The 13537-nt window shown below is 72.0% G+C and carries 9 protein-coding genes and 1 pseudogene; 3 read left to right on the plus strand and 7 right to left on the minus strand.

Features of this window, described 5'->3' with window-relative positions; translation table 11 throughout:
• Window positions 1–491 (plus strand): annotated as a pseudogene (locus ACGFI7_RS36450) (2-oxoacid:ferredoxin oxidoreductase subunit beta); the annotation flags it as partial.
• 12 nt (window positions 492–503) lie between these two features.
• Here ACGFI7_RS36450 and ACGFI7_RS36455 read toward each other — a convergent pair.
• Window positions 504–2807, minus strand: a complete 2304-nt coding sequence (locus tag ACGFI7_RS36455) for a hypothetical protein (RefSeq protein WP_393412874.1) — start codon at window positions 2805–2807, stop codon at window positions 504–506.
• 144 nt (window positions 2808–2951) lie between these two features.
• Entirely contained in the window at window positions 2952–5513 is a 2562-nt protein-coding gene (locus ACGFI7_RS36460; RefSeq protein WP_393412876.1) for an ATP-dependent Clp protease ATP-binding subunit, read from the minus strand.
• Window positions 5514–5613: 100 nt separating this feature from the next.
• On the opposite strand from ACGFI7_RS36460, the gene ACGFI7_RS36465 reads away from it, so the two are divergent.
• Entirely contained in the window at window positions 5614–6771 is a 1158-nt protein-coding gene (locus tag ACGFI7_RS36465; protein WP_393412878.1) for a low temperature requirement protein A, read from the plus strand.
• Between the two features lie 28 nt (window positions 6772–6799).
• On the opposite strand, the gene ACGFI7_RS36470 is transcribed toward ACGFI7_RS36465, so the two are convergent.
• Window positions 6800–7717: an SDR family NAD(P)-dependent oxidoreductase gene (locus ACGFI7_RS36470; protein WP_393412880.1), complete on the minus strand. Its 918-nt coding sequence runs from the start codon at window positions 7715–7717 to the stop codon at window positions 6800–6802.
• Window positions 7718–8036: 319 nt separating this feature from the next.
• On the opposite strand from ACGFI7_RS36470, the gene ACGFI7_RS36475 reads away from it, so the two are divergent.
• Window positions 8037–8669, plus strand: coding sequence for a TetR family transcriptional regulator (locus ACGFI7_RS36475; RefSeq protein ID WP_393412882.1), 633 nt, complete (start codon window positions 8037–8039; stop codon window positions 8667–8669).
• Window positions 8670–8677: 8 nt separating this feature from the next.
• Here ACGFI7_RS36475 and ACGFI7_RS36480 read toward each other — a convergent pair whose 3' ends face one another.
• From ACGFI7_RS36480 to ACGFI7_RS36495, 4 genes are all read right to left on the minus strand, one after another.
• Window positions 8678–9436 (minus strand): SDR family NAD(P)-dependent oxidoreductase, encoded by a 759-nt coding sequence (locus ACGFI7_RS36480; RefSeq protein WP_393412884.1) that lies wholly within the window; start codon window positions 9434–9436, stop codon window positions 8678–8680.
• 24 nt (window positions 9437–9460) lie between these two features.
• Entirely contained in the window at window positions 9461–10570 is a 1110-nt protein-coding gene (locus ACGFI7_RS36485) for an acyl-CoA dehydrogenase family protein (protein ID WP_393412886.1), read from the minus strand.
• A 23-nt stretch (window positions 10571–10593) separates the two neighbouring features.
• A complete protein-coding gene (locus ACGFI7_RS36490) occupies window positions 10594–11790 on the minus strand; it encodes an acyl-CoA dehydrogenase family protein (protein WP_393412888.1) in 1197 nt (398 codons plus the stop codon).
• A 224-nt stretch (window positions 11791–12014) separates the two neighbouring features.
• Window positions 12015–13442, minus strand: a complete 1428-nt coding sequence (locus ACGFI7_RS36495) for a family 43 glycosylhydrolase (protein WP_393412890.1) — start codon at window positions 13440–13442, stop codon at window positions 12015–12017.
• Between the last annotated feature and the right edge of the window lie 95 nt (window positions 13443–13537).

Genomic DNA, 13537 nt, shown 5'->3' on the forward strand with positions numbered 1-13537 from the left:
GGACCATCGATTCGGATCGTAAGCATCTGCAGGCGGTGTTGCGGGAGGCGACCGCGCATCGGGGTGCGTCGCTGGTGGAGATCTACCAGAACTGCCCGATCTTCAACGACAACGCCTTCGAGCCTCTCAAAGAGGCCACCACCAGAGACGACATCACGCTGCGGCTGGAACACGGCCGGCCGATCGCCTCGGCGTCGAAGGCAGTGGTGCGGGCCGCCGACGGCAGCCTGCAAGTCGTCGCCCGCGACAGCGTGGATCCCAGCGCGATCCTGGTGCACGACGCGCATCGCCCCGACCCGTCAGCGGCCTTCGCCCTGTCCCGCCTGGACGAGCCCGCGTTCCAGCACGTGCCGATCGGCATCTTCCGCCAGGTCGACCGGCCGTCCTACGACTCGCTGATGGCCGCCCAGTTGGAGGAGGCGGTGGCGCAGCAGGGCCCGGGTGACCTGGCCGGGCTGTTGACGGGCGGCGACACCTGGCGCATCGGCTGAAACCCGCCCGGATCAGGCCCGGGCCAGGGCCTCATCGATCACCCGGAGCAGGTCCGCGGCCGTGGTGATCAGGTCGTTCTCTCTCCGGGCCCGTTCCTCGTCCCCGGTGCGGCCCGCGCCGTGGGCCACGGTGTAGGCGATCCGGTCGGCGATCAGGCCGTCGACCTCGTCCGCGGCCCCCGGCGGGTGCCCGGCGGTGGCGAACACGATCCGCAGCTCGGCCTTCGACACCCCGTCGAACTCGCCGAACCAGTTGCCGGGCAGCCGCCCGCAGTGGCGGTGCAGCAGCGCCAGCCGGGCCAGCCCGTACCTGCGCAGCGTCGGCGTCCGCTCGGCCAGCAGGAGCGTGCGCATGATCAGCGCCTCGATGTCGCTGCGCTGGGCGCTGAGGTCGCGGCCCGCCCACCAGTGCCCCCATAGAGCCGCCCGGACCGCCGCCAACCGGCCGAGCGGCCAGGGCCGCCGGTCGGCGGGGCGCGGGGGCCGGGCCCTGGCCGAGGAACTGCGGGCGACCCTGCTCATGGACGCGTCCCACAGCTTCGCGAACCGCGCGGCGAGCTCCTGGTCGCGCTCCTCCCAGGTTTCCGGCTTCCGCCGCGGCACCCAGCCGTGGCCGCCGAGCTGGCCGCGCAGCAGCTCCAGGTCCCGGGTGGACGAGCGGCGCAGGTACCACTCCAGCTGCCGGAACGTCCGGTGGTACCAGCGGGTGCCCATCCGCTGCGAATACAGCGAGTATGCCCACGAACCGAGCACGCCCGTACCGAGCAGGACGAGAAAGGCCCAGGCCCCCGCTCCCAGCCGGACGTGGTCGAGCCCGCCGTCCGGCCGCCGGTCGCCCGTCATGAAGTACTCGGTCACGGACGATTGCTCGACCTTCAGGAAGAAGTCCATGAACGTCAAGACGGTGAAGGCGCCCACCGTCACGCTCAGCCAGAAGCTCGCCCGCTGCAGCACCTCGACCTCGCGGACGCGGCGCTCGTCGAAGGCGTGCGCCATCGATTCGAGCAGGTTCTTGTACTGCTCCGTGGCGCGGTCGGCGACGTCCCTGGCCCGGGTGCCGAACCTCTTGAGGTCGGTGAAGTGGCTGACGTCGTCCAGCGCCTCCCGCAGCCCCCGGCCCGCCCAGCCGAGCGTCACGGCGAACCGCTCGTCGGCCAGGTGCTCCAGCCGCTCGATCCGGCTCACCCGTTCGTCCACGTGACTCGCCACGTCGGCGAGGTCGGCCATGCCCTGCAGCAGCATCAGGTGGATCAGCTCCACCGCGCGGTGCGTGCTGTTGAGCCTGAGCCAGCGCCGGATCGGCAGATGCGTGGCCACCCCGTCCCACAGCGCGCCGGCCGTGCGGGCGGCGTGCTGGTAGATCATGGCGTGCTCGCGCCAGACCTCCAGTTGGTCGCGGATGTCGTTGCCGGCCGCGGCCAGCGCCTCCAGGGTCAGCAGCCCCGCCACCGCGGCGCGTAATCGCTCCCCGACGACGGTGCCGTTGAGGTGCTGGGTGTCCGGCAGCACCACGTAGCACTCGCGTACGGTCCGGTCGTCGCGCCGGGTGGGCACCACGCAGACGTCGGCGCTGCTCAGCTCGGGGTCGTCGGCGGCGCCGCCGAACAGCCGGCGCAGCAGGGGACGCTTCCGCACCCCGTCGGAGGGGTCGCCGCCGTGCATCGTCTCGTACAGGTCGCGGGCGCTGTGCAGGCCCCGCCGCTCGCGCACGACGCCGTCGCCTTCGAGCGCGATCCAGCACTCCGGCGCCTCGTACTCCCTGATGTCCTGCTTGGCCTTGCGGAAGTGATCGCCGACGTGGGTGCGCGCCTGCCGCTCGTAGCGGGTGAACCACTCGTGCCAGGTGCGGTCGCCCTCGTCCGGCAGCGTCCAGCCCCCGGCCCGGGCGGGCGCCCACTCCGGGTCGCCGACCCAGAAGCTGACGCCGATGACCATCATCCGGGAGCTCCAGCGGTTGCGGAACTGGATGTCGAACAGGATCCACGGCTTCCTGCCCGCGCCCTCCCGCCGGAACGAGCCGACCTCGTGGTCGGGGTGGATCAGGACGTGGTACCAGTCGAGGCTGTCGGCCGCGTCCAGGTAGCCGGCCTCGATCCGCCGGTACGCCTCGTCGACCTCCCTGTTGCCGTCGCCGAGCTCCTTCAGCGCGGCGTCGCCGGTGCGCCACTCGACCTGGTCGAGCAGGCCGTCGGCCGACGTCGTCAGCCACACCCCGGGCCGGGCGCCGGTGTTGGACTCCAGCAGCTCCCTGATGATGCGGTCGTCGGCCTCACCGCCCCCGCGCTCCCATCCGCGCCACTCCCGCCAATAGGTCACCAGATGGACCAGATACGTGGATGATTCCGAGGACCCCACGCAGAACCCCCATTCACTCCCCTTTCCCAGGATGATCCCGGCGATCGACGGGCTGACGTTGACCCATGGTCACGATCTGGTCACGCATCCGGCGTGCCGTCGGAGTCAGAGGTAGAGACCGGTGTCGTCCTGGCGGCGGCGGGTCTCCTCGGCCGGGCGGGGTTCGGGGCTGGACAGGACCTGCGGTTCGACGTCGGGTCCCGGCTCGGCGCCCGGGTCGAGCACGGTGATGGCCAGGTCGCCGTTCCTGACGCCGACGTGTGCCCGCTGGCCCGGTTGCAGCGTCCCGTCCAGCAGCAGCCGCGACAGGGTGTTGTCGAGCTTGCGCTGGATGGTGCGGCGCAGCGGCCGGGCGCCGAAGTGCGGCTGGTAGCCCTCCTGGGCGAGCCAGTCGACGGCCGCCGGTTCGGCCTCCAGGGCCACCCCCTGGGCGTGCAGCCGCCGCCGGGTGTCCTCCAGCAGCAGTACGGTGATCTGGCGGAGCTGTTCGGCGTCGAGCCCCCGGAAGACGATGATCTCGTCGACGCGGTTGAGGAACTCCGGCCGGAACCGCATCCGCAGCAGCCGCGAGAGCTGGCCGCGCAGCCCCTGCGGGTCGTCGCCGTGGTGCGCCATGATGACGTCGGCGCCGAGGTTCGACGTCATGATCAGCACGGTGTTCCTGAAGTCCACCGTGCGGCCCTGGCCGTCGGTCAGCCGCCCGTCGTCCAGCACCTGCAGCAGCAGGTTGAACACGTCCGGGTGGGCCTTCTCGATCTCGTCCAGCAGGACCACCGCGTACGGCTTGCGCCGGACCTGCTCGGTGAGCTGGCCCGCCTCCTCGTAGCCGACGTATCCGGGCGGCGCGCCGACGAGCCGGGAGACGGTGTGCCGTTCCTGGAACTCGCTCATGTCGAGCCGGATCATCCGGTCCTGCTCGCCGAAGAGCGCCTCGGCCAGGGCGCGGGCCAGCTCGGTCTTGCCCACGCCGGTGGGGCCGAGGAAGAGGAAGGAGCCGATCGGCCGGTCGGGGTCGCTCAGGCCGGCCCGGGAGCGGCGCACGGCCTCGGCCACCGCCTCGACCGCCTGGTCCTGGCCGACGACGCGCTGGTGCAGGTGCTCTTCCAGACCGAGCAGCCGGTCCCGTTCCTCCTGGGTGAGCTGGGCGACGGGGATGCCGGTGGCGCGGGAGACGACCGCGGCGATGTCGTCCACGGTCACCTCGGCCACTCCCCTGCGGCCGCCCCGGGTCTGCTCGATCCTCGACTGGAGGCCGGCGATCTCGTCGCGGAGCTCGCGGGCGCGCTCGTAGTCCTCGCGCGTCACCGCCTGCTCCTTCTCCCGCTGCCGGTGGTCGAGCTCCTCCTCCAGCTCGCGGGTGCCGGTCGGGGCGGTGCCGTTCTGCAGCGCCACCCGGGCGCCGGCCTCGTCCATCAGGTCGATCGCCTTGTCGGGCAGGAACCGGCTGGAGATGTACCGGTCGGACAGGTCGGCCGCGGCCACCAGCGCCTCGTCGGAGAACTTGACCTGGTGGTGTGCCTCGTACCGGTCGCGCAGGCCGCGCAGGATCTCGATGGTGTCCGTGACGCTCGGCTCGGGGACCAGGATGGGCTGGAAGCGCCGTTCGAGTGCGGCGTCCTTCTCCACGTTCCTGCGGTACTCGTCGAGCGTGGTGGCGCCGATGACGTGCAGCTCGCCGCGGGACAGGGCGGGTTTGAGCATGTTCGAGGCGTCGATCGCGCCCTCGGCGCCGCCCGCGCCGACGACGGTGTGCAGCTCGTCGATGAAGACGATGAGCTCCTCGCTGTGCGCGCGGATCTCTTCCATGACCTTGGTCAGGCGTTCCTCGAACTCGCCGCGGAACTTGGTGCCCGCGAGCAGGCCGGGCAGGTCGAGCTGGACCACGCGCTTGTTCTTGAGCGTGTCGGGCACCTCGCCGTCCACGATCCGCTGGGCGAGCCCTTCGACGATCGCCGTCTTGCCGACGCCCGGCTCGCCGATCAGCGCGGGGTTGTTCTTGGTCCGCCGCGACAGCACCTCCACCGCGCGCAGGATCTCCTCGTCCCGGCCGACCACGGGGTCGATGCCGCCCTCCCGGGCCGCCGCGGTGAGGTCGCGCCCGTACTGGTCGAGCGTCGGCGTGCTGGTGGGCGGCGGCTGCCCGGCCAGCGGCTCCGCGGCGCCTTCCTGGACGAACGACTGCGGGGTCACGTGCGCCTCGCGCAGCATCCGTCCGGCCGCCGACCGGGGGTTCGCCGCCAGGGCGAGGATCAGGTGCTGCGCGTCGATGTAGGAGGCGCCGGTCGCGTGCGCCACCTGCCGGGCGTCCAGCAGCGCGCGCTTGGCCGCCGGGGCGAGCGACATCGGGCCCTGCCGGGGCTCGCGCTGCTCGACGTTCTGCTCGACCTCCGCGGCCAGCGCGGCCGGGTCGGCCCCGGCCTGCTCCAGCGCCCGCCGGCCGGTGTCGCTCTGGGCGGCCGCCCAGAGCAGGTGCTCGGTGTCGACGTAGTCGGCGCCCCACGCGGCCGCCTGCTCCGTGGCCGTGCGCAGCAGCTCGATCGCGTCCTCGCTGAGCAGCCTCCCGATGTCCACGCGCCGGGAGAACGCCGGCTGGCCGTACCCGAAGAACCTGGCGAGCAGATCGTCCATGGGGCCGTAGCCATAGTTCCAGAACTCACCCGTTGTCATGAATCCTCCCCCGAAGGTGACGACGGTTCCGGCCCGCCTACCCCCGGGGTTCGCAGGTAACCTCCCTACACCCTTGACCGATCAAAGGAGCGCGGACGACATGGCAGGGATACTCCGGCCCCGGGGGCAGACGGCTCAGGTCGTGCCCATCGAGCTCTTCTTCGACCTCGTGTACGTGTTCGCCATCACTCAGCTGTCGCACCTGCTCCTGGACCATCTCGACCTGGGCGGAGCGGCCCAGACCTTACTGCTGACCCTGGCCGTCTGGTGGGCCTGGATGTACACGACCTGGGCCGCCAACTACTGCGACCCCGACCATCCGGCGATGCGGCTGACGCTGGCCGTGCTGATGCTGGCGGGCCTGGCCATGGCCGCCGCGCTGGCCCAGGCGTTCGGCGGCCGGGCGCTGTGGTTCGCGGTCTCGTACGTCGTCATCCAGGTCGGGAGGTCGGCGGTGGTCGCGGTGGCGACCCGGGCCACGCCGATCGGGCTGACGTTCCGGCTCATCCTGGCCTGGCACGTGGCCGGCGGCGTGCTGTGGATCGCCGGGGCGCTGGCCGGCGGGACGGCCCAGGCGGTGCTCTGGGTGGCGGCGCTGCTGGTGGAGTACGCGGCGCCGTGGCTCGGCTATCGGGTGCCGTTCCTCGGCCGGGCGACGACGGCCGACTGGGCGATCGACAGCGACCACATGGCCGAACGCGTCCGGCTCTTCGTGATCCTCGCCCTCGGCGAGTCGATCCTGGTCACGGGGCTGACGCTGGCCCGGGGCGAGCACCTGTCGGTGGCGACCGCGGCGGCGTTCACGGTGGCGTTCCTGTCGAGCGTGGCCATGTGGTGGGTGTACTTCGACCGGACGGCGGAGGAGGCCGCCGAGCGAGTGGCCGCATCCGACGACACCGGGCGGCTGGGCCGGTCGGCCTACACCTACTGCCACATCCCGATCGTGGCCGGCGTCATCGTCGCGGCCGTGGGCGACGAGCTGTCGATCGCGCACCCGCTCGGCGGCAGCACCGCCGGCACCGTGCTGACCGTGCTCGGCGGGCCTGCGCTCTTCCTGGCAGGGCACGCGATGTTCCAGCGGGTGGTGTTCGGCGTCCTGCCCGCGGGCCGGCTCGCCGCCGTCGGCCTGCTCGCGGCGGCCGGCCTGGTGGCGCTGGTCATCCCGGCGGCGGTCCCGCCGCTCGCCCTCGCCGTCCTGGCCGCGCTGGTCGTCGGCGGTGTGGCCGTGCTGGACTCCCGGCGCGCGCGTACGGCCTAGCCACCTGTTCCTGCCGGGAGGCGGAGGCTCACCTGGGAAGTTGCGCCATGAAGATCGACGGGTGCAGGCCGTCCGCCTTGGGGCGGAACGACGTGGTGAGCTTGGCCGCGAGGTCCTGGGGGTCCCATGGCCCGTCGGAGGTGATGGTCTCGATGACCTCGGGGTTGTTCCAGAGCCGGATCTCGTGGCCGGCGGCGCCGAGGGTGCGGCCGGACAGCCAGTCGGACTCGGTGCCGGCGAGGTAGGTGACGATCGGCGCGATGTTGTCGGGCGACATGACGTCGGCCCGTCCGGGGTCGGCGCTGAGCTTCTTGTCGTCGGGGACGGTGGCGGTGAGCCGGGTGGCCGCGCCGGGGGCGATGGCGTTCGCCGTCACGCCGTACCTGGCCAGGCCGTTGGCGAGGGAGGCGGTCAGGCCGATGATGCCCATCTTCGCCGCCGCGTAGTTGGGCTGGCCCGGTGATCCCTGCAGGGCGGAGTCGGAGGTGAAGTTGATGATGCGGTAGTGGCCGTCCGGGTTGCGCTGCGCGCGCCAGTGGGCGGCGGCGGGCTTGATGGTGCTGTAGTGGCCGCGCAGGTGGACCCGGATGACGGCGTCCCAGTCCTCCTCCGGCAGGTTGAAGATCATCTTGTCGCGGAGGATGCCGGCCACGTTGACGACGACGTCGAGCCGCCCGTACGCCTCCAGGGCCATGTCGACCAGGCGCCGGCCGGTCGCGGTGTCGGCGATGTCGCCGCCGTCGGCGAGCGCCTCGCCGCCCAGCGCGGCCACCTCCTTGGCGATGTCCTGGGCGGGGCCGGCGTCGCCGCCGGTGCCGTCGGGGCCCGCGCCGAGGTCGTTGAGCACGAGCCGTGCGCCCTGCCGCGCGAACGCCCGGCTGATGGAGGCGCCGATGCCGCGGCCCGCGCCGGTGACGATGGCGACTCTGCCGTCGAGAGAGCCCATGGGATGTCCTTCCCGGTGTGGAGGAGATGGAGGAGTGAGCGCGGCGGCACCGCGCCGATCATCTGACCGCAGGATCCCGGCTGACGTAAGTAGAACACGTTACGGCTAGCAGGACAAGGGTCGGCGGCTCTTGACACAGGCCGCTCCAGCTTCGACTCTGGAGCTAAAAGAAACACGTTGTTGTTGTTCCGCCGGGATCCGTCCGGAGCCCCGGGCCTTCGCCGATGACGTGTACTCTTTCCTTCCAGCTTCCACCCGTGGCCCCCGCACCCCGGCGGGGTTGCTGTCGCGTCCTTCACCGTCCGGAAGGGAGTTCCACGTGGGCCGTGTCAGCAAGAAGGGCCGTACGCCCGAAGCCCGGGCCTTCCGGGCCGAACGCGTGCTGGACGCCGGGATGGCGCTGGCGACCAGAGGCGGCTACGAAGCGGTCCAGATGCGCGAGGTCGCCCGCATCGCGGACGTCGCCCTGTCGACCCTCTACCGCTACTACCCGTCCAAGGACGCGCTGATCAGCGCCGCCATCGCGGTGCAGCTCGACGAGCTGCGCCAGGACGTGATCAGGCGCCCGCCCCGGCAGCGCACCCCCGAGGGCCGGGCCGCCGAGGTGCTCAACCGCGCCTTCCGCGCGATGCAGTACAACCGCGGCTGGGCGCACGCCGCGCTCAGCGCCTACCACATCCCCAAGCCGCTGGGGCAGCGGCCGGACGACGCGGCGCCGCTGGTGCAGACGTCCCTGCCCACCACCCTCGCCGACCTGCTCGCGCTCGCGGCCTGGGGCCCGTCGCACCGCACCACCCCCGCCGAGTACCGCGCGCTGCACATGCTGGAGTCGCTGTGGAGCAGCAGCGTCATCGGCTGGCTCAACGACCACATGACTCCTGAGTACGTCGAGGAGCGGCTGAGGTTCGCCGCCAGGCGCCTGCTGGCCCCGGAGCCGGAGGCCGGCGGCTAAGCCCCAGGTCAGCGCCCGCCCTGCCCGTCATCGACCTTGATCACCGTCCCCGTGACGAACTCGGAGTGCGGCGAGACCAGATAGAGCAGCGTGCTGTCGAGCTGGGCGGGGTCGCCCATCCTGCCGCGCGGGAAGTAGCCCGTCGGGTCGCCGGTCCGCTGCACCATCCCGTCCATCATCTCCGAGGCGAAGGCCCCCGGCGCGATGGCGTTGACGTTGATGTGGAACTTGGCCCACTCGACGGCGAGCACCTCCGTCATCCGGACCAGAGCGGACTTCGTCACCGAGTACAGCGCCGCGCCGCCGCCCCGGTACTCGAAGGCGCCGATCGAGGAGATGTTCACCACCCGGCCGCCGGTCTTCTCGCGGATCAGCCGGCGCGCGAAGTCGCAGGACAGCAGCCAGGGGGCGCGCAGGTTCGTGCCCAGCACGCGGTCGACCAGCTCGACGGGCATCTTGGTGGCGTACTGGGCGTCAGGGATGCCGGCGTTGTTGACCAGGATCGTGGCGGTGCCGAACCGCTCCTCCGCCGCGTCCAGCACGCCCCCGAGCTGGGCGTCGTCGGTGAGGTCCGCGCCGAGCGGCAGGCAGGAGCCGCCGGCCGCCTCGATCTGGCCGGCGAGCTCCTTGAGCCGGTCCGCCCGCCGGGCCACGGCCACCACCCGCGCCCCGTGCTCGGCCAGTGTGACGGCGAACCGCCGCCCGAGACCGGAGGAGCATCCGGTCACGACGGCGGTCTGGCCCGTGAGGTCGACGATCTGCGGCATGCGCTCACCTTTCGCTTCGACGGGTCAGACGCCGAGCTTGTCGGCGAGCCGGTCCTGCTGGTAATCGGCGTCACCGGCGAGCACGTTGCCGGCGATCGCGTTCTTGTAGTAGAAGTGCGCGTCGTGCTCCCAGGTGAAGCCGATGCCGCCGTGCAGGAGCATGGTGTTCTTGGCCGCCGCGAGATAGCCGGGCGAGGCGAGCGTCCGGGCCGCCGCGGCCGCCACGCCGAGCTTCGCCGGCTCCTCGTCGGCGGCCCGCGCCGCCTCCCGCAGCGCCGCGTCGGACAGCGCCCACAGGTTGTACATGTCGGCCAGCTTGTGCTTGACCCCCTGGTAGGCGCCGATGGGCTGGCCGAAGGTGTAGCGGACCTTGGCGAACTCGGTGGTCATGGTGAGGCAGGCGAGCATGGCGCCGCACTGCTCGGCGGCGATCGCGAGGTTCGCCAGGTCGGCCACGTGGTCGAGAGCGGCGACCGCGTCACCCGCGACGAGCCGGGCCGGGGTGCCGTCGAACGTCACGGTCGCCGAGCTGCGGGTGGGGTCCACGCCCTTGTCCTTGCGCACGGTGAGCCCGTCCGCCGAGCTCCGTACGAGATACAGGCCCACGCCGTCCGGGCCGGCGGCCTGCACGAGCAGGACGTCCGCCTCGGCGCCGTTCAGCACCGCCGTCTTGGCCCCCGACAGCGTGACGCCGTCGCCGGAGCCGGTCGCCGTGGTGGCCGGCTGCGCCGGGATCCACCGGCGGTCGCCCGGCTCGCTGACCGCCACCGCGCCGACCAGGGCGCCCTCGGCGAGCCGGGGCAGCAGCTCGCGTTTGACCTCCTCGTCGTCCAGGGCGAGCAGGGCCCCGGCCGTCAGCACGCAGGCCACCAGCGGCGAGGGCACGAGCCCCGCGCCCAGCTCGCGCAGCGCGGCCGACAGGTCGGCCTGGGTGGCGCCCACGCCGCCGTACTCCTCCGGGATGGTCAGACCGGCGAGGCCGAGGTCGCCGGCCAGCCGCGACCAGACCTCCTGGTCGTAGGCCCGGTCGCCGCCGACGACCTCGCGGACCTTGGGCATGGGCGTGCGCTGCGCGACGAAGCGCCTGACCGTCTCGGCGAGGCTCTTCTGATCGCCGGTGAAGATGAGTGACACATGAGCTCCTGAGGTGAGGGCGGTCAGCGCGACAGCTTCAGCTGGTTGAAGGGGGTGTTCCGGTCGACGCCGGGATCCTTGGCCAGCCCGAGCACGCGCTCGCCGACGATGTTGCGCTGGATCTCGTTGGTGCCGCCGGCGACGGCCCCGCCGGGCGCGGCGACGATGGCCGTGACGACCCGTTCCAGGTCGGATCCGCCGAGCGCGATGTCGCTGCCGATGATGTCCTGGGCCAGGTCGGCCGCCCAGAGGGCGAGCTCGGCCCCGGCGAGCTTGGCGGCGGACCCGCGGGCGCCGATCTCGATGCCGGCGGTGGTCTCCTCGTGCAGGACTCGCGCGTACGCGCCGAGCGCGGACTCACGGGCGTACAGGAGCGCCAGCCTGCGGCGGACGGCGGGGTCGGTGTGCAGGCCGCGGGCGCGGGCCAGCTCGACGAGCGAGTCGAAGCCCAGCGGGTTGGAGCGGGTGCGCCCGCCGGCGCCGATGGTGACCCGCTCGTTGCGGAGCATCACCACCGCGGCGCCCCAGCCCTCGCCGACCTCGCCGATGACCGCGTCCGCGGGCACCTCGACGTCGTCGAAGAACACCTCGTTGAACGGCGCGTGCCCGGTGGCCACGACGAGGGGCCGGACGGTGACGCCCGGGTGGCGCATGTCGACGATGAACATCGTGATGCCCCGGTGCTTGGCCACCGTGGGGTCGGTGCGGGCGATGATGGTCCCGAAGCTGCTGAACTGGGCCCCCGAGGTCCACACCTTCTGGCCGTTGATGATCCAGCCGGTCTCGGTCCGCGTGGCCGTGGTCTGCAGGCCGGCGACGTCCGAGCCCGCGCCGGGCTCCGAGAAGAGCTGGCACCAGATCTCGTCGCCGCGCAGCATCGGCGGCAGGTAGCGGAGCTTCTGCTCCTCGGTGCCGAGTTCGAGGATCGTCGGGCCGGGCATGCCGAGGCCGATGACGAACGGGCCGGTCGGCAGCTCGAAGTTCGCCGCCTCCTGGTTGAAGGCGATCAGCTCCTCCGCGCCCAGGCCCTGGCCGCCGTACTTCTTCGGCCAGGTGATGCCGGCGAACCCGGCCTCCCACAGCGCCTTCTGGAACCGCTTGGACTCCTCGAGCGGGACGGAGCCGCCCTCCAGATCGGCGCCGGCCGCCTCGTCGAAGGGCTTGGCGTGTTGCCGGAGCCAGGCTCGCGCCCGGGCACGGAACTCATCGATCGACGTCATCCGCGTTCCTCTCGGAGATGGTGACGGCCGGGCGCGACCGTTCAGTAACACGTTCTGTTTACGGAAGGCTCGTCCGTCCGGGGACATCTGTCAAGAGTGGAGCGGATGCCTGCCGGTCCTGGCCGGCCGTCGAAGGGGCGCCAAACGGTAACGGGTTCTCTTTGCCCGGCAGCGGTGAGGGGTGGCCGTACGCGGACGGCCACCCCTCGCGTCTTACGGCTGGGTCAGTGGACGTAGGGCCAGCCGGCCGAGTCGTAGCCGATCCTGTTGATGCCCAGCCTGGACGAGTTGTCCCCGGCGTACCAGTGGTAGAAGAGGACGTCCCCGTCGGTGTCGGGGAGGACCGCCTGGTGGCCGGGGCCGTGGATGTCGCCGTGGCCGGCCAGGATCTCCGTGCCGCCGCCGGCGGTCATGGCCACCCCGTTGCGGTCCACGTACGGTCCGGTGACCGAGGTGGAACGGCCGGCCATGACGCGGTAGGTGCTGGCGGCGCCCCGGCAGCACGTGTCGAACGAGACCAGCAGGTAGTAGTAGCCGCCGTGCCGGTAGACGGTCGGGGCCTCGATGGCGCCGCCGTTGCGGCCGGCGATGGCGCGGACGGTGGAGTCGAGCCGCTTGCCGGTGCCGGGGTCGAGCTGGACCATCTTGATGCCGGACCAGAACGAGCCGAAGCTCAGCCACCAGCGGCCCTGGTCGTCGATGACGAGGTTGGGGTCGATCGCGTTGAAGTTGTCCGAGGTGCGCGATTCGATGACCAGGCCCTGGTTGGTCCACGACCCCGACGCCCCGGTCGTGCTGGTGGCCAGGAAGATCGCCGAACGGTTGGAGCCGAAGGTGGAGGCCGAGTAGTACATGACGTAACGGCCGCCGACATGGGTGATGTCCGGCGCCCAGAGCGTGTTGCTGTTGTTCGTGTACGGGTGCGCCCACGGAGCGCCGCCGGGGAAGACGGACCCGGCGTTGCGCCAGGCCGTCCGGTCGGCGGAGGTCTTCAGCGGGATGCCGGCGCCGGTGTGGGCGAGCAGGTAGCCGCCGGCGGGGGTCTTGGCCACCTCGGGGTCGTGCACGTTGACGTCACCGGTGACGGGGCCGGGGTTCGGGTAGCCGGTCGAGCCGCCGAGCTTGACGAGCCGCCACTGCTGGTTGGCGCCGTTCAGGTCGGCGTACTGCGACATCCGGCCGCCGTCGGCCGTGGACCACTCCCAGACCTCCAGGGCCTTGCCGCTGTTGCGGTTGATCAGCTTGACGTGGCCGTTGTCGGTGTCGGTGACGCGGAACTGCTGGTTGGCGCCGTTGTGGTCGCTCCACTGGACGATGGTCGCGCCGTCGGCGGTGGAGTGGTCGTACACGTCGAGGACCTTGCCGCTGTGGCGGGAGCGCAGCCGGTAGTAGCCGCCGCCGGAGTCCACGAACTGCCACTGCTGCCAGGCGCCGTCGTTGCGGGCCCACTGGACGATGGACGCGCCGTCGGCGGTGGCGCGCTCGTACACGTCCATGGCCTTGCCGCTGTGCCGGTTGATCAGCACGTACGAGGCGTTGGTGTCGATGGTCGCGGCGGCCACCGGCGCGGCGGCCACGAGGGCCTGGGCCATCGCCAGCAGCGCCACGACGGCCGCCATGACGGTGCGGCGGAGGTTGGGGGGTCTGTTCATCGGGCGCCTCTCGGTGGTAGCGCTAACACGCAGCGGGATGGGGAAGGGAGACCGGAGGTGGGATGCGCGACCCAGTGTCAGCGCGGCCACGGCGA

This window comes from Nonomuraea sp. NPDC048826 (assembly GCF_043198225.1).
GTDB lineage: Bacteria > Actinomycetota > Actinomycetes > Streptosporangiales > Streptosporangiaceae > Nonomuraea.